At 58.9% G+C, this 16,505-nt stretch carries 14 protein-coding genes and 6 pseudogenes; 9 read left to right on the top strand and 11 right to left on the bottom strand.

Features of this window, described 5'->3' with window-relative positions:
• Positions 1–148: 148 nt before the first annotated feature.
• Both OKW39_RS25595 and OKW39_RS25590 read left to right on the top strand, forming a co-directional pair.
• Positions 149–452 (top strand): annotated as a pseudogene (locus tag OKW39_RS25595) (IS66 family transposase); the annotation flags it as partial.
• Positions 453–1,198: 746 nt separating this feature from the next.
• On the top strand, positions 1,199–1,462 hold the full coding sequence (locus tag OKW39_RS25590) for a DUF4148 domain-containing protein (protein ID WP_184062786.1): 264 nt from the start codon (positions 1,199–1,201) through the stop codon (positions 1,460–1,462).
• 1,005 nt (positions 1,463–2,467) lie between these two features.
• Here OKW39_RS25590 and OKW39_RS25585 read toward each other — a convergent pair.
• Entirely contained in the window at positions 2,468–3,580 is a 1,113-nt protein-coding gene (locus OKW39_RS25585) for a porin (RefSeq protein WP_429332272.1), read from the bottom strand.
• Between the two features lie 372 nt (positions 3,581–3,952).
• Here OKW39_RS25585 and OKW39_RS25580 point away from each other — a divergent pair, with 372 nt between their 5' ends.
• Positions 3,953–4,483 carry a hypothetical protein gene (locus OKW39_RS25580; RefSeq protein WP_429332271.1) on the top strand — a complete coding sequence of 177 codons (531 nt, stop codon included), beginning with the start codon at positions 3,953–3,955 and terminating at the stop codon, positions 4,481–4,483.
• A 31-nt stretch (positions 4,484–4,514) separates the two neighbouring features.
• Complete coding sequence (locus OKW39_RS25575) at positions 4,515–5,036, top strand: DoxX family membrane protein (protein WP_429563965.1); 522 nt, start codon at positions 4,515–4,517, stop codon at positions 5,034–5,036.
• Positions 5,037–5,157: 121 nt separating this feature from the next.
• Here OKW39_RS25575 and OKW39_RS25570 read toward each other — a convergent pair.
• The 3 genes and pseudogenes from OKW39_RS25570 to OKW39_RS25560 form a co-directional block, all read right to left on the bottom strand.
• Positions 5,158–5,574: pseudogene (locus tag OKW39_RS25570) on the bottom strand (integrase core domain-containing protein); the annotation flags it as partial.
• Positions 5,575–5,666: 92 nt separating this feature from the next.
• The gene (locus tag OKW39_RS25565; protein WP_429332269.1) at positions 5,667–6,110 is read right to left on the bottom strand and encodes a transposase; all 444 of its coding nucleotides are present in this window, start codon (positions 6,108–6,110) and stop codon (positions 5,667–5,669) included.
• Between the two features lie 375 nt (positions 6,111–6,485).
• Positions 6,486–7,733 carry an ISL3 family transposase gene (locus tag OKW39_RS25560; protein ID WP_429361906.1) on the bottom strand — a complete coding sequence of 416 codons (1,248 nt, stop codon included), beginning with the start codon at positions 7,731–7,733 and terminating at the stop codon, positions 6,486–6,488.
• Between OKW39_RS25560 and OKW39_RS25555 the strand changes: the two genes are divergently transcribed.
• The gene (locus OKW39_RS25555; RefSeq protein WP_429563964.1) at positions 7,732–8,163 is read left to right on the top strand and encodes a hypothetical protein; all 432 of its coding nucleotides are present in this window, start codon (positions 7,732–7,734) and stop codon (positions 8,161–8,163) included. The genes OKW39_RS25560 and OKW39_RS25555 overlap by 2 nt on opposite strands.
• A gap of 77 nt (positions 8,164–8,240) precedes the next feature.
• Here the strand turns inward: OKW39_RS25555 and OKW39_RS25550 are convergent, their stop codons facing one another.
• The 3 genes and pseudogenes from OKW39_RS25550 to OKW39_RS25540 form a co-directional block, all read right to left on the bottom strand.
• The gene (locus OKW39_RS25550; RefSeq protein ID WP_429563963.1) at positions 8,241–9,266 is read right to left on the bottom strand and encodes an IS630 family transposase; all 1,026 of its coding nucleotides are present in this window, start codon (positions 9,264–9,266) and stop codon (positions 8,241–8,243) included.
• A 376-nt stretch (positions 9,267–9,642) separates the two neighbouring features.
• Positions 9,643–9,780, bottom strand: a pseudogene (locus tag OKW39_RS25545) (transposase domain-containing protein); the annotation flags it as partial.
• Positions 9,781–9,893: 113 nt separating this feature from the next.
• Positions 9,894–10,652, bottom strand: a pseudogene (locus OKW39_RS25540) (transposase); the annotation flags it as partial.
• A gap of 55 nt (positions 10,653–10,707) precedes the next feature.
• Here OKW39_RS25540 and OKW39_RS25535 point away from each other — a divergent pair.
• The 4 genes and pseudogenes from OKW39_RS25535 to OKW39_RS25520 all read left to right on the top strand — a co-directional run.
• Complete coding sequence (locus OKW39_RS25535) at positions 10,708–11,025, top strand: transposase (protein WP_149671671.1); 318 nt, start codon at positions 10,708–10,710, stop codon at positions 11,023–11,025.
• Positions 11,022–11,627, top strand: coding sequence for an IS3 family transposase (locus tag OKW39_RS25530; protein ID WP_429563962.1), 606 nt, complete (start codon positions 11,022–11,024; stop codon positions 11,625–11,627). The genes OKW39_RS25535 and OKW39_RS25530 overlap by 4 nt, the downstream gene beginning before the upstream one ends.
• A gap of 15 nt (positions 11,628–11,642) precedes the next feature.
• On the top strand, positions 11,643–13,016 hold the full coding sequence (locus OKW39_RS25525) for an IS30 family transposase (RefSeq protein WP_429359710.1): 1,374 nt from the start codon (positions 11,643–11,645) through the stop codon (positions 13,014–13,016).
• A gap of 42 nt (positions 13,017–13,058) precedes the next feature.
• Positions 13,059–13,310, top strand: a pseudogene (locus tag OKW39_RS25520) (transposase); the annotation flags it as partial.
• A 183-nt stretch (positions 13,311–13,493) separates the two neighbouring features.
• On the opposite strand, the pseudogene OKW39_RS25515 reads toward OKW39_RS25520, so the two are convergent.
• The 4 genes and pseudogenes from OKW39_RS25515 to OKW39_RS25500 all read right to left on the bottom strand — a co-directional run.
• A pseudogene (locus tag OKW39_RS25515) lies at positions 13,494–13,640 on the bottom strand (maleylacetoacetate isomerase); the annotation flags it as partial.
• Positions 13,641–13,653: 13 nt separating this feature from the next.
• Positions 13,654–14,922 (bottom strand): fumarylacetoacetase, encoded by a 1,269-nt coding sequence (gene fahA / locus OKW39_RS25510; protein ID WP_429359712.1) that lies wholly within the window; start codon positions 14,920–14,922, stop codon positions 13,654–13,656.
• A 20-nt stretch (positions 14,923–14,942) separates the two neighbouring features.
• Positions 14,943–16,238, bottom strand: coding sequence for a homogentisate 1,2-dioxygenase (hmgA, locus tag OKW39_RS25505; RefSeq protein WP_429359714.1), 1,296 nt, complete (start codon positions 16,236–16,238; stop codon positions 14,943–14,945).
• A gap of 71 nt (positions 16,239–16,309) precedes the next feature.
• Positions 16,310–16,501, bottom strand: coding sequence for a hypothetical protein (locus OKW39_RS25500; RefSeq protein ID WP_429359716.1), 192 nt, complete (start codon positions 16,499–16,501; stop codon positions 16,310–16,312).
• Positions 16,502–16,505 lie beyond the last annotated feature (4 nt).

Genomic DNA, 16,505 nt, shown 5'->3' with positions numbered 1-16,505 from the left:
ATTCGGCCCGATCTGCTTGTCGACTAGACTTTGCGGACGATACCGTCGGGCCTAACCGTTAAGAGAAAAAGCCCAGGCACTGAACTGAGCCCGGAGAACCGGATGGTGCAAGGAGGCGGAATACCGAAGGGCTGGGCGCTACACCGGAGGCGAGCTGTATGCAATTGAGCCCGCGATCCGCGGCAAGCCACGGACGTGCGAAGACGTGTCTGTCAGGAGCAGGCGCGTCCGCTACTCGACGCCCTCGAGACCTGGCTGCGCTCGACATTGAGTCATATTTCGCAGAAAGGGCGATACCGACAAAGCCATCAACTACGCGCTCAACCAGTGGCCCGCGCTTACAATGTACGTCGACGAGGGGGATAGTCGAGATCGACAACCATGCCGCTGAACGCGCCCTGAGAGCGGTAGAGCAGGAAAGGAAAGGCGGATTCAACCGGTCGTCGCAATCTTTGATCATGTTGGTGTTTATGGGGCGACCAGCGGGATGGATGCATAAGCTGACCCGGTGAGGGGCGATGCGCTCGTCAGGTGCACCGTCGCGTCGGCGTGAGATCGAGCGGCGACTCTGGAAGCAAATCGCAATAGACATTACAAACGCGAAAGCAGAAGATCTGTTTTCACGGATTCAGTTTGACCTCGTTCGCCTTTCCGAATTGCAGGGGGGATGAACGGTGCGGATCATCTCGCTGACGGTCATCGAGAAGCAGTATTGCCGGAATGCGAAACTGGCGAAGCAGATTTCAAGCGTCCCGACGTTTTCCATAACGTCGCATGTCGTGAAGAAGCGACGACGGTGCCCGACATCCACTCCGCCGCATTGAAGACGCGACGCGGGCTTCCCGCCCTTCACGTCCCTTTGTGATGGACGGCAGCCAGAAGATTGCGCCGCGTATTCCTTTGACAATTGCGGCGTGGCTCGATGCTAGGCGATCCATCAAACACCTCGGGCCGGCCATGGCCGCAAGGTCCAAATTCGCGCCTGGACGCAGGACTGCGGCGAAGCCGGCGGTCTGTCGAAGCTTGCTTCGGCGGCGCAGGAAGTAGGGCACCACGTCGGCGCGCCGCTTGCTGGAACCACATTTCGAGGGTCTCGCCGGTACACATCAGGCAGAATGAATGTTGTTTCGATCTGCCTTTTTTTTGTCAAGACAGCGCCTATACTCTCAGGGATATCCCCGATAAAAAAGGCCTTGCCATGACCTCTCTTCCGCGTATTGCGCTCGGCGCCCTTGCCGCAGCGTGCTGCTTTGCGTCCGTTGCGGCGCTCGCCCAACCGTACGATTCCACAGCGCCGCTGACGCGCGCCCAGGTGCGCGCCGAGGTGATCGAATGGCAGCGGGCGGGCTACGATCAGTCCGACGATTGGTCCCACTACCCTGAAAGCGCGTTACGCGCAGGCGCGATCGTCGCACAACGGCGTGCAGAGACTGCCACTCCTGCGGGTGGCGCGCGCCATTGACCGCGGCGATCCTCGACTGGAAAGACCGCTCGCGTGAACCGCGCCCCTATAGTTGGATATTGATCCGACCTTTGGATGCAAAGTACAACGAGCAGTTTCGGCGGCAGATAGTTCAGTGGTATCTGGAGCCGGGCGCGAGCACACGAACGTCGGCCGCGCGTTATGGCATGGGTGGCAGGGCGATCCGACCCGGGGGCGAGCTACCGGGAACATCGCCTGGCCGGCCAGTGCACTAAGGTCATTGGCCACGATGCCCGGTTTAGGCCGTCGGTGCTTTGCCTGCAGCAGCGCATCGAGCCTTTTCAGGGACGCTACTCTGGGGATGAGCGTCCCGTACGTGGACCTCAGAGTCGAGCTCCGGAGCGTCTATGATCATCACGGGCGCGTTACGGCGATGTGCATGTCATGGAGGCGATCCGGCAGGCTGGACAGTTGATCAAGTACCGCGCCGGTGGCCCGTCCAGAAGTGGGTTCCGATGTAGCAGGCTTTAACGTCGACGGGCCGAAGCTTCTATGTGTCGCCGGTGATGGATTCATACAACGGAGAAATCGTTGCTTCCGGATGGATCAGCGACTCAGCTACGAACTGGCCAGCGGAGGTTGAAGAACGCACAGACCGCACTCCCACGCAAGGAGTGGCCACTGCAGCGTTCAGACCAGTGCTGACACCGCTGCACGTCAGCCTATCGTCAACTGCAGGACCGCCGCAGCCACGTGCAAAGCATGTCCCGCAAGGGCGATTGCCTCGATAAGGCGGTCATGGAAAGCCTCTTCGGCGCGCTCAGTCTGAATCCGCCGGGCTCGAACGTTTTGCGTGCGCCGGTCAATTGCACGCGCGCTGGATAGATACATCCACTACAACAACCACGAACGCGTCAGGAAAAACTAATGGCCTAAGTCCTATTCAGAAAAGGACTCAGGCCTTGATGGCCCGCCAGATTTTAACTGTCCGACTTCGCGGGGTCAGTTCGTTCGGCGGGTTTTCAATTGCAACAGCAACTACGCTCAGAAGCGCGTCGACATGCCCAGACCGATAGCCGTCACATTCGAGTGCTGACCGGTAGTAGCCAAGCCCCCCGGGGGGTAAATCGACTGACTTGCGATACCGCTATTCCAGAGCTTCTTGACGAAGCCATAGAACATAGTGGATTTCGAAACCGAGTAGGTGTAGCCGATAGCAGCGGAACGGATGAACCAGTCTCCGACTTTAACCGGCGTCGTGATTTGTGTGCCGCTCGCAGTGAGATTCTGGTCGCTCAGCTCGCCATACGAGACGCGGACCGTGCCGAAAGGGCTGGTCGGGACCGTGAAGCCAACCTGCCACCCCTTGTCAACGAAGCCTGGATCGTTGGTACGGATTTGGCCCGAGGCATACAATTCCATGAAATTCAGGTTGTAGCGGATGCCAAGGACATTTTCGTACGTATTGCGAGCCACGGCAGCTTGGTTCTGAAGGCTATGGCCGAAACCGTATTCCGTGATCAGGGGGCCGTTTTCATACCGCAGCGTCGCGAGCTCGAAGTGCCGCTGGTAGGCTTGAGCCGTCAGTGGATCGGAGGGATCACCCCAAGAATAGGTTAGCGTGCCGGTCAAGCCGCGAAATGTCGGGCTCGTGTACTGAATCGTATTGTCCGACCGTGCCGGGTCTTGCAGCATGTTGAACAGCCACGGACGCGGATTCTCACCGCCGATCGAACCCAGCGGGGATCCCGGCGCGAGCAGGATCGGGTCGAACGTGCCACCCCAATCGTAACCCATCGTCTGGAGGCGACCGGCGATCAACTCGCCGTACTGTGCGCTATGCAGGCCGACAAACGCACGACGACCGAACAGACGGCCGCTTTGGCCTGAGGTGCCGTTGTTGATATTGAAGCCACTTTCGAGGGTGAAGATTGCCGATAGACCGTTACCGAGATCTTCCTGGCCCCTCAAGCCCCAGCGCGAACCACCTGCACCACCGCTGTTCATGCTGATGACGTGCTGCCCATTGGAGTTGGCAAAATAACCCATGAACACATCGGCCACGCCATACAGTGTGACACTGCTCTGCTGCGCTTGAACCATCATCGGCGCGAATGCTGCTGCGGCAATTGCGCCGCAGGTAATAAGTTTACGCACTGGAGCCTCCAAAAATTTGATATTGGTCGTAGGGCGGGCTGCCGACCCACCGTGACACGCCGAGATATGGGGTGTACGAATTCAAAATGATATTCTTTGTTGCATAAGTTGTGTGGAAAAACACAAAAATGTTGCTTAAGGGTATCCACTAGATGACAGTCGCGTGATCCATTTGGCATGACTTTGTTACTTAGCGATCCAAAGTAATGTGCAATAGGGATCATTTCTTAGGGTCGTAAGTCAAAATCGGGTTTTCCCCACGTTTACAAGGCTTCTTGTTTGCCTATAGCATTAGATATGCTAAATTGAATACAAAACGCGGACCGGGGCAGCGGGCCCAAGGTTCCTATTGCAATGTGCCAAGGAGAAAGGATGTCAAACATTCAGGGTGGTCTTTCGTCGCCCGAGTTCATCGCGCAAGCAGATGGATGGCTCGATAGTTGGACGGGACGTGTAGCAGCAATGCTTGTCGGATTCATTTTCGTCGGCTGGATTGCGCACGATCTCCATTCGGATCCCCGTTGGAAGTGGCACGCAGGCACCGGCAAACTTCCCCATGAGGTCGTTCACGAATTTATGGACATGGCCTATGCGCAGGGCCATGGGAGCGAGGCCTACAAGGAATACTTCTCGGCTAAAGCGATCGATACCGCGCCCCAGACCGACGATCACCAGGATGGCGAGCCGATCCCCGATCACGTGAAGAAGGTTATCGTTGAAGGCTTTGACGTCGCTGTCTACCACACGATTGGCGCCGCGCGCGGTCAGGCCGCACAAGACGTCGTTGATGTATTCGAGCTCGACGGGTCGGGCTGGATCATTCGACGTGATCGTCTCACGGCTCCGGTGCAAGAACAGGCGGCGAACACTGAGGTTGCCGCGCAAAAGCAGGCCTCCAAATAAGCGGGTCGTAAACAAAACGGTGAAAGCATATATGTCTAACGATGATCATAGGACGACGGCTCAACTCGTCGGCAAAATCATTCTGACCTTCTGTCGCCTGTATCTCGGCGGTTGGATGGTGGTGAGCGGCACCAGCTATTGGCGCACCGTACTCGGGATGGGACCAATCTTTCCGCAGCCGTTCGGCACGCTCCATGCGTCGAATGAATTGCTTGTCACGATGGTTCACACGCACTTCTTCCACATCGTGAAGACGCTTGAGATCTTGGGCGGCCTGTCTCTCGTGCTTGGCCTCTTCGTGCCGATCGGCCTACTGGTCCTGCTGCCGGTGTCGTTTGTGGTCTGGTACAACGCAATCATCCTGAACCATCGTTTCGATAAGATGTTCACGCCATACATGGGTGTCGGGTGTCTCTACATCAACCTGGTGCTGTTGGTCTGGTATATCCGCTACTACCTTCCGATGATGACGTTCAAGACGACGATTGGCCGCATCATCGACTGGAAGAAGTTGTCCAAAATTTTCAAACCAGATGCTGCTGATCTGGTCTGAATTCGGATTTTGAAGTGAGGGATTTAGCTACGCTGCTTCGGCAACGTAGCTCTTTTTTGTGTAAGTATCTCGCGATATTCCCGAACAAACGCGGCGCGCGTCAAGCAAGTTGTCGCCTCACTCATGCAGCCAGAGGCTGTTTATTTGCGCTGATCGACGCCATCTCGACGACTGAGTCGCGTTCGGGGTTAAGCGTCACGGCACCAACCGGTGTCCAGTTGCGCGTGTGAAGCGACCAGCGGGCCGGATTGCACGCGCGCGCCTTCGCGTACAGTGCGTGACGTGCCACGAGAAGCGCACGATCGTCGCCGGCATGACGCTGCGCAGGCGTCACGTAGCGGATGCCGCTATGACGATGCTCGAAGTTGTACCACTGCACGAAGCCGGCAGCCCAGGTGCGAGCAGCGTTCAGGTCCTCGAAGCCTGTGACCGGAAACTCCGGCCGGTACTTCGCGGTTCGGAACAGCGCCTCGGCGTAGGCGTTGTCGTCGCTGACACGGGGGCGCGAGTACGACGGCTTGACACCCAGCCAGTGCAGCATGGCCACCTCGCAGGCCAGGCGCAACCGTGCGCCAGCCAGTCTTGCCGAATCGATTTCCCGGGCCAGGAGCTGGCGATCTTCGAGGCCGATCATTCGTCCTCGCCCTTGTCCGTGTTGAAGATCGCCCCGAGTTTTTTTGAAAGAACCAGCAATGCGGCTGCCTCGGCCAGTGCTTTCTCCTTGCGCCGCAGTTCGCGTTCCAGTTCCTTGATGCGACGCTGGTCCTGCTTCGTTTGCTGTGGACTCGCACGGGCCTCTTCGGGCTCGGCCAGCGCCTGCGTGGCCGCTTGCCGCCACTGCGCCAGTTCCTGCGGATACACGCCATGCTCGCGGCACCACGCATTGCGGGCCGTCTCGTCCATCGCTGCCGTGCTCAACACCGCTTCGAAACGCGCGGCCGCTGTCCATGCCCGCTCGCGAGCGGGCATGGACAGCGCATCACTGCGCCAGCGCTCCAGCGTCTGCGCGCCCACACCGATCTCTCGCGCAACCTCTTCCACTGATGCGCTCTCCGGCGGCAGCAACCGCGCCACCGCTCTGTCCTTGAATGTCTTTCCGTAACGCGCCAACTTGTTCTCTCTTTATCGCCCCCAGATTCCAATTTTATCCAGGCGACAACCATTGTGACGCGGGGGGAACGACAAAAAGGTTACTATGTCTTAAATCGGTTTGTCATTCAGCCGAGTTTGTAGCGACATTCGGGGTGCATTATTTGCCATGCTGTTGATCGTGCAATAACGAAGTTCGCATTCAAGCCGATCATGGTCCTGTCCGCGTCTGTGCAGGCGATATCGGCGCAGCGTCGGGACTTGGGCGACTTCGCGCGATTGCAGGCATTTCTTCAAGTGTCTGACGAAGAGGGCGCACTCAGTTACGGTAAATGATATGAGCTATTCTTTTACGGTTGGTCAGTAAAAAGTGTGGGTGGACGGAGGCTCGGGGAGCTTGCCAAGTGCATGATAGAGCGCGATTTCCGTGGCTCTGAAGGTTCGGAAGCCGTACGCTTTTCTCATGGTGACTTTGGCTTTGTTGTTCAGCCCCTCGATGACACCGCTGGAGAACTGTTTTCGTGCGCGGAAGTAGTTGAGGATCAGCTCTCGGTGTGTACGCACCGTCCGAGCGAACTTCTTCATCGGCTCGATACGTGAGCGCATTACCTGAGTGCACCACTGGTCGAGGAATTTGCCGGCCCACACGGGCGAGATGTAATCCCAGAGTTGCTGGAACTCTTGTTTGAGCAGATAGGCGCGCACGCTGCGCAGGTTGTACCGAAGCAAATCACGCAGGCGAACGCGTTGCTTGCCGGTGAGATTCTCGCGCCGCTTGAGCAGGCACCAGCGGGATTTCTTGAGCACCGGCTCATAGCCGTCGCGAGTCATGCGCCGGGCCTCGGCGGCACGAACTTCGTCGATGGCCTTGTTCATCTTGGCGACGATATGAAAGCGGTCGAGGATATTCAGGGCGTTCGGGCAATGACGCGCGATCATCTCCAGGTAGGGTTGCCACATGTCCGAGCACACGAATTCAACCTTCTCACATAGCGGCTTTCCGATCATGGCAAAGAACTTCGCGAAACTCTCTTTCGTGCGCTCTTGTCCGACCCACAGCAGTCGCGTATAGCCGGCCTCGATCTGGTAGACGAGCGTGAGGTATTGGTGTCCGCAGCCATACTGGATCTCGTCCACGCCGAAAGCGCGGATCGTGCCGAGCTCGCGATGGCTCAGCCCCCAGTCGACGACCCATTCCACTGCGTTGAAGACCTTCTCCCAACTGGTTCGGAAGCTCAGTGCTGTTTCTTTCCAGGACAGCTTACGCGCCCATTGCGCCAGGAAGATCATGTAAGCGCGGGTGAGCGTGTGCTTGCCGTTGGCCCACGGCAGCGCTTCGACCTTCACGCCACAGGCACGACAATCGACGCGTCGCATGGTATAGAGCAGAAACACGGCAAAGCCCCAGACGGGGATAAACTCGAAGCGGCGCTGTGTGAGCGAGTCGTAACCCCGCGCAGGCCGGTTACAGCATGAGCAAATCGGCTTCGAACCCTTGCGCGGGCGAACGTCGATCTCGATGGATTGAGTTGTCTCGCACAGCCGCGCCCCTTCATATACAAAGCCGGGAAAATGATGACAGGCGTTAAGCAGACGGGTCAGCAACATGGTTAGCAAGCCCAGAACCGGCAAGGACAAAGCCGCCATTGTCCCCGAACAGCAAGCGCTTGCGCAGTACGTCCCAGATCTGCGTAACTGGCCTGCGACGTGGCAAGTCGACGACGAAGATATTCCGACTCGACAGGCAATCGTGGCCATACTCACGCCTTTCCTTGAGTATCTCCTAACCTTGGGATACGCACGCAACACATTGCTTCGGCACCGCGATCACATTTGGATGCTCGGCGGCGAAATGATCCGGCGCCGCCATGAAGATCCCGATCTCCTTACTCTCCCCGTGGCAACCCTCCTGGACAAACTCATCGAGGAAGACGGCGGCCCCCTCATCTGGCCAGCTATCTCCGAGCCCGCACAAAATTCCTTTGATGCAACGTGTCGCAAGCTCTATCAGTATCTGAATCGAGCTTCACTTGGCTAGCCGCGCACACTAATTCACCCACAGATTCCGCCGACTATCCTCTTTTACTAAGCCGAAACAAAGTAACCGGACATGGGTCAAGCCGCGTAGCGGACTGACGGATGTTGAAACATGGATCGGACCAAAGCCGGAATCTTTTGCAACGAGCGCAGAACCGCTCGAACACGCTGCTTGAGATGCCCGGGACCTTTGATGGCAAGCTTGCCGATCTTGTGATGTTTGAGATAACCCCATACCAACTCGTCCGGGTTCAGGTCTGGCGAGTAAGCAGGAAGGAAGAACAGACAAAGGCGCCCATCTGATTCCGCGGCAAGCTGCCGGATCGCTTTGCAACGATGTACCGGATGACCATCGGCAATCAGGAAGACAGGCGCATCGGCGGTGAGCATCAGCCGTTTGACGAAGTCGACGTATACGGAGATCTTGAAGCTGCCTTCGAAACACATGAAGCGAAGTTGGCCACGCGGGCTGATCGCTGAGATCAGGTTCACCTTGAAGCGCGCGCCAGTGACTTCGACTACCGGAGTTTGACCGACCGGCGCCCAGGTCGTGCCGCTGTGATAGTCCGATCGTACCGTCGATTCGTCGACGAAGAAGATCCGTGCCCCGACGTGTTTGGCCTGCCCGACAATGGCCGGGTATTGGTCCCGCATCCACGACTCGACCAGTTCAGGGTCGCGTTGGTACGCACGCGCAAGCGGTCGCTGGGGCGAAAGCCCGAGCTTGCGCAGCAGTCGACCGACCGACACCTCGGAGAGCCTGACGTTGAAATGTTCGCGAATCAACTCCCGCACCATGTCTCGCGTCCACAATGCAAACTCGAACTTCATCTGCATGGGGTTCTTCGTTGTGACCGTCTGATAGACGAAGCGGATAGCCTCGGACGACAGCTTCATCGGTCGACCAGGGATTGCCTTGGCTCGTAACGCCTCGATGCCCCCTTCGCGCCAGGCCGCCAACCACTCGTAAATACGCGCCCTCGAGAATCCGAGCGTGCGGATCACGTCCTCCGGCGACTCGCCAGCTTCGACGCGCTTGACCGCACGAATACGGATCTCTTCAAGCGTTGCATGTGAAAGCTGCCGGCCGTCGTCCTCTCGCATCTCGCCTCTCCCTAAACCCCTTAAAGCTTAGACCATGGCGTCGATTTATGTTCGCTTACTTACGCACTGGTTAGTAAATCACAGTCCAACACACATCCCGGTTCAAATGACTACGGTCAAGACCTTGCAAATCACTTCGGTGGTTTCGACCTGGAATTTTACGACCGGCGCGTGGCCCATCAAGAAACCGAACTGCAGGAGACGCCGCGAGGTGAAGCGCGAGAAATCGAACAGGGCGTAAAGTTCACGCTCGCGCGTGATCAATGGTAAGCGCGCGATTTAGCACACCGAGTTCATAGGGAAATACGGAAGGCGACATGCAATACGGCAGCGCATCGATCGGCAAGGCGCTTCGAATGCGTCGGCCAGATCAAGCTCAACGAGCGGCTGCGGTGAGCTTTGCGTAGTTGAACGGCAGGAGGTCAGTCACGTCGGCATGCGGTTCGCGCTGCGGTAGTTCGGTGAGTACGTGCACGAAGTAGGCGTAGGGTTCGACGTTGCAGGCTTGGCATGTCGAATCTACTCAACGCTCAAGCCCTGCAAAATGTGCCGTGCCGCGATCGAGCATTTCTCCACGGAAAATAGCTTTCTGACCTACGGCGCGTGTCAAGGTACTTGTCGCCTCAGTCATGCAGCCAAAGGCTGTTTAAGTGTGGCATGCGAAGCCATCGTGACGACTGACTCGCGCTCCGGATTGAGAGTGACGGCGCCGATCGGCGTCCAGTCTCGCGTGCAGCCTGACCAGCGTGCGGGGTTGCGTTCCCGCGCCTGGACATATACCTCGTGACGCGCCGCGAGGATCACGTGATCGTCGCCGTCATGGCGCTGCGCCGGGCTGACGTAGCGGATGCTGCTGTGGCGGTGGTCGAAGTTGTACCAATGCACGAACTCGCTCGCCCAGTCGCGTGCAGCATTGAGATCGGTGAAGCCCGTGTTGGGGAACTCCGGGCGGTACTTGGCCGTGCGGAACAGTGCCTCGGCATAGGCGTTGTCGTCACTGACGCGTGGGCGCGAGTACGATGGCTTCACGCCAAGCCAGTGAAGCATGGCCAGCACGGTCGTGGCCTTGAGCGTGGAGCCGTTGTCTCCGTGCAGCACCGGCTTGTCTGCCAGAGTGGCGATGCCCTCGGCCAGCGCTGTGCGCCGCACCAGATGGGCAGCATGGCTGGCATCGTCGCGCTCGTGTACCTCCCATCCCACGATTTTGCGGCTGTACAGGTCGAGGATCAGGTACAGGTAAAACCATTGACCGGCAACCTCGGCGGGCAAATACGTCATATCCCAGCACCAGACTTCCCGTGGTGCGCAAGCGATGTGCGTGGTCGGCGGCCGGCCAGCCTTGGGCGCTTTCGCCCGGCCCCGATGTGCGGTTTGTCCGTGCTCGCGCTGAAGTTGACCCAGAAAAACGCACATCTATCCTTTGGAGAAGGAGGTGCCGATTATGGGCAAGCATCGTACCCCGTACCCGGCGGAATTTCGGGCGCAAATGGTCGAGCTGGTGAAGGCCGGGCGCAGGCCGGAGGAACTGGAAAAGGAGTTCGAGCCGACTGCACAGACCATCTACAACTGGGTGGCGCAGGCTGATCGCGACACAGGTGTGCGGCATGACGGTCTGACCACAGCCGAACGCCAGGAGCTCACACGGTTGCGTCGCGAAGTCCGGCAACTGAAGATGGAGCGCGACATACTCTCTCACGCGGCAGCCTGGTTCGCGAGGGAGACGGGATCCATTCCACCGAAGGGCGGTACGGATTCATGAAAGCGAACCGGGCCCGCTGGCCCATCGCGATGATGGCACGGCTGCTCGGCGTCTCGACGAGCGGCTATTACACATGGCTGGTGCGGGAGCCCGCGATGCACACACGTAGCGATGCACAACTGCTCGCGCGCATCCGCACGCTACATGCGAGCTCGCGGGGCACGTATGGGGCACCGCGTATCCATGCGCAGCTCACGCGCGAAGGCGTACACGTGGGGCGCAAGCGGGTGGCGCGCCTGATGCGTATGGCGGGTCTGTGCGGGGCAAGCCGGCGGCGCTGGCCGCGCACCACGCGGCCACGCGCAGGCGCCCGGCGTGCGCCTGATCTGGTGCGTCGGCACTTCAGTGCCGACGCGACAAACGTGCTGTGGGTCGCAGATGCGACCTATGTACCCACGGGCGAAGGATTCCTCTATCTGGCGGTCGTGCTGGATGTGTTCAGCCGTCGCATCATCGGCTGGGCGATGCCCAACCATCTGTACACCGAACTGATGCTACGCGCCCTGGACATGGCGTTGCAGCAACGACGCCATGAAGGTGTAATTCTACATTCCGATCAAGGCTCCCAAGGCGGATTCAACCGGTCGTTGCAACACCTTTGATCGAGGAGGTGTTGCATGGGACGAAGTGCAAAGCAGGTGTATCGGTTGACAGGGCGAGAAGCGATGTACTCGCCGGGTGCGCCATCACTTGGACATGTGATGGAGCGTCGGTATTGGCAACAGATCGCAACGGGCATTACAAGCGAGAAAGCAGCGGAGGCGGTAGGCGTATCTCAAGCGGTAGGCTCGCGCTGGTTCCGCTATCGTGGCGGCATGCCACTATTCATGTCGAAACCTATCGCTGGTCGATACTTGTCGTTCGCTGAGCGGGAAGATATAGCGTTGCTCTCGGTACAAGGTCTTGGGGTACGCGAAATTGCCCGGCGTCCTGGACGCAGTCCGTCAACCGTTTCGCGGGAACTCACACGCAATGCGGCAACCCGTGGTGGGTGCCTCGAGTATCGTGCTTCGGTCGCGCAGTGGAAGGCGGAACGGTTCGCCAAACGACCAAAGCCAGCGAAGCTGGCGACGAACGCACGGCTGCGCCAATACGTACAGGAGCGCCTTGAGGGCAAGGTACATGACGCTGATGGTCGTGAAATTGCGGGGCCCAGGCAGGCACCGTTCAAGGGGCGCAATAAACCACATCGCGGTGACCGAAAGTGGGTCAACGGCTGGTCACCTGAACAGATTGCCAATCGATTGCAAGCTGATTTCCCGGATGATGAATCTATGCGCATCTCTCACGAAGCCATTTATCAAGCGCTCTATATTCAAGGGCGCGGTGCGCTCAAGCGCGAGCTGGTGGGTTGCCTTCGCACCGGGCGCGCGTTGCGCGTTCCCCGAGCGAGAGCGCGTGCCAAGGCGTGGGCGCACGTCAGCGAGGAGGTGATGATTTCCAGCCGGCCTGCAGAGGTGCAAGATCGTGCTGTGCCAGGCCATTGGGAGGGCGACCTGATTATCGGCTTAAACCGATCAGCCATCGGGACGTTGGTGGAAAGATCAAGCCGCTTTACGATGCTCGTGCACTTACCTCGCGAGAAAGGCTATGGGCTAATTCCACGCACGAAAAACGGGCCTGCGCTGGCCGGCTACGGAGCTGTTACGATGGCCAACGCACTCAAGAAGACCGTGGCGGACTTGCCTGCTCAGTTGTGGCGATCATTGACCTGGGATCGTGGCAAGGAACTGTCCGATCACGCCCGCTTCACGATCGAGTCCGGCGTGAAGGTGTTCTTCGCTGACCCGCACAGCCCATGGCAGCGTGGTACGAACGAAAACACCAATGGCCTTCTACGACAATACTTTCCAAAGGGCACAGACCTGTCCCGGTGGAGTGCTCGCGAGATCCAGGCCGTTGCTAACACATTGAATACCAGGCCCCGGAAAACACTCGGCTGGAAGACGCCTGCGGAGGCCTTGGACGAATACCTAAAATCTGTTCAATAATCTAGTGTTGCGACGACCGGTTGAATCCGCCCAATACACCTCATTGCCTTCGGGCGGCGCTGCCGAGAAGCCGGCGTACAACCGTCGATGGGGACCACCGGCGACGCTTACGACAACGCGATGTGCGAGTCATTCTTCGGCACGCTCGAAGCCGAACTGCTCTGTCGCGAACACTTCGCGACCCACGAACAGGCAAGGCGGCGTCTGTTCTCGTTTCTGGAGAGCTGGTACAACATACGCCGCCTCCACAGCAGCATCGGCTACTGTTCGCCGCTCGAATTCGAAAACCTGCATGCGCAAGATCAAAGCTTATCGTCGCGCGGGTTGCCCACCGCCGGGCAGCGTCGTGGTCGTGACAGGCGACCCGCCGCCCGGCCGTGGACAACCCGCGATTCAACCTTATCGGGAGGTGCCACACCGCATTAGACTCAACTGCAAATCTATCCGTCGAACCGGGTCAACCTCACTGACTTTATCTCCACGAAGCAAGTGGACGGGCACTGTACGGTAATCGAGACCCTTCAGGTTGAGCGCAATGCGCACCCGGTACGCCGCAGAACCGCGGAAATATGTGTAAAGGACGCGATCTGAGACCGCAGCTTCCGGCTTGTTCGAAACTGTCATCGGTGGTTCCTTTTTAGGCCAGGACGGTGCCACGGACTTCGCCGAGTCCCATGCGAACCGCGCCGGGACGTTCGCACCATCCACGCAGAATCAGCGTGTCGCCGTCCTCCAGGAAGGTCCGCTGCTCGCCATTGGCCAGCACGACGGGCTGCCTGCCGCCCTCGGTCAATTCGAGTAGCGAGCCAGCCTCATTGGCGGCGGGGCCCGACAATGTACCGGAACCAAGCAGATCGCCGGGCTGGAGATTGCAGCCGTTGACCGTGTGGTGGGTCACCAGTTGTGCCGCTGTCCAGTAGGCCGCTGTGCCAGCGTTGCCCAGCGTCAAGCGCTGAGGTGGGAAGCCTGACCCGACCATGCGCTCCGTTAGGATCAACACCTCAAGTGTGACGTCGAATGCGCCTTCCTTGCGATTACAGGCGGCGTCGAGGTAAGGGAGCGGCTGCGGGTCACCGTCGGGACGCGTCAACGGCGCGCGGAAGGGTGCCAGTGCCTCGGTCGTGATTAACCACGGAGAGACGGTTGTCGCGAAGTTCTTGGACAGGAACGGGCCGAGCGGCTGGTACTCCCACGCCTGGATGTCGCGCGCGGACCAGTCGTTGAGCAGTGTCACACCGAAAAGATGATTCTCCGCGTCTTCGATGGAGACGGGTTGCCCCAAATCGTTGCCGCGACCGACGAAGTAGCCAAGTTCGAGTTCGTAGTCCAGTCGTCGGCTGGGACCAAAGGTGGGTTGCGCGGCCTCCGGCGTTTTGGTTTGCCCACGCGGACGCCGAAACATCTGGCCGCTCACGCGAATGGATGAAGACCGACCGTGATAACCAATCGGCACCCATTTGTAATTCGGCATCAGCGGCTGGTCGGGCCTGAACAGCTTGCCGACAGACATGGCGTGGTGAATGCCCGTATAAAAATCTGTGTAGTCTCCGATTCGGCAAGGCGTTGCCATCTGCGCCGCGCTCTGGTTGATAAGCAGCGTCGACCATGCTTGTTGCTGCTCGCTGCCGTGCGCAAGGCCTCGGGAAATGGCGCGACGCAACTCCAGTCGAGTTGTTGAATCAAGTGCCATCAACGCGTTCATGTCCGGATCGTCGATCAGGCCTGTGCCCTGCAGATCTAAAATCTGGTCGCCAATGGCTACCCCAATCTTGAAGTCCTCGTCCGTGCCCATCGGTCGATAACGACCAAATGGAAGGTTCTGGATCGGAAAATCGCTCCCCGGTCGGTTTGCCTGTTCCACCCAACTTTTCAGAGCCGGGCTGTGCGTCTCGTCGATCAACGACATGTGATTTCTCCAACGTCCTATCAGGCTTGTGCCGGGTTGAAATGCTTCTTGAGGCCCTGCCAGCACCGGTAATACTCGCCTTGGAGCTGCGACGATTCGAGCGCATGGCGCGTCGGCCGGATGACGGCGGGCGTTTCGAACATGAACGCCAGCGTGTTCGTGATGTGATCAGGCCGGGTCGTGTCTGCGGTGCTCGCCCTGGCGAAGGTTTCGGCATCTGGGCCATGACCACTCATGCAGTTGTGAAGCGACGCACCGCCGGGCGCAAAACCTTCAGCCTTCGCGTCATACGCGCCATGAATCAGTCCCATGAACTCGCTTGCGAAATTTCGGTGGAACCATGGCGGACGGAATGTGTTTTCCATCGGCAACCAACGCGGCGGGAAAATGACAAAGTCGATCGAATCGACGCCGGGGGTATCAGTGGGGGACTGGAGCACCAGGAAAATCGAGGGGTCGGGATGGTCGAAGCTTATTGAACCAATCGTGTTGAAGCGCCGCAGGTCGTACTTGTACGGCGCATAGTTTCCGTGCCATGCGACGACGTCGAGCGGCGAGTGGTCGATCCGGGCGCGCCAGAGATTGCCTTCGAACTTCGCGATCAGTTCGAAGTCGCCTTCCCGGTCTTCATACGACGCGACCGGCGTCAGAAAATCACGCGGATTCGCCAGGCCGTTGGAGCCAATGACGCCAAGGTCGGGCAGCTTGAACAGCGCGCCATAGTTCTCGCACACGTAGCCGCGCGCCTCGCCATCGGGCAGTTCAACCCGGAAACGCACGCCTCGCGGGATGACGACGATCTCCTGCGGTTCGACGTCCAGCAGTCCCATTTCGGTTGCCACGCGCAGCCGTCCTTGTTGCGGCACGACAAGCAACTCACCGTCGGCGTTGTAGAAAAACCGGTCGGTCATGGAACAGTTCGCGGCATACAGGTGGATACCGCATCCTCGCCCTACATCGGGCGCACCGTTGCCCGCCATGGTTACAAGGCCCGCCACGAAATCGGTCGGTGCATCGGGCATCGGAAGGGGATCCCAGCGCAACTGATCCGGTGGCGTCGGTACTTCGTCGAAGCGGCTCAACAGGCGCGAGTTCTCGATATGCTGGAATGGCGAGTGCATGGCCGCTGGCCGGATCCGGTACAACCACGAACGCCGATTGTTATGACGCGGCGCCGTGAATGCAGTCCCTGAGAGTTGTTCTGCGTATAGGCCATAAGGCACGCGTTGCGGAGAGTTACGCCCCACGGGAAGGGCGCCCGGCAGCGCCTCGGTGGCAAACTCATTGGCGAAGCCGGTTTGATAATTGACGGTCATTGTTTCGCGTTCCTGCGAAGGATATGGGAAGCCAGAAAAAGTGCTACGAGGTGGGCTTGTGGATTGGAACCCTACCGCGGCGCTGATTCAGTCATTCCTTCGCTTGCGTCGTCGATTAAATTCAGTGCGACGGCGGGGTCGTCGATCCTGTCGATCGCGAGCATGGCGAAGCGCGCGAGGAAAAGCGAAGTGTTCGGCCGACCCAGTTGAGTCATGGTCTTGCACAGCCGGGTATAAATGATGTCGAGGTCGCTGTCGGTCATGGCG

The organism is Paraburkholderia sp. MM6662-R1 (genome assembly GCF_050436245.1).
In the GTDB taxonomy this organism is placed as follows: domain Bacteria; phylum Pseudomonadota; class Gammaproteobacteria; order Burkholderiales; family Burkholderiaceae; genus Paraburkholderia; species Paraburkholderia tuberum.
This window is presented reverse-complemented; position numbering and strand designations above follow the sequence as displayed.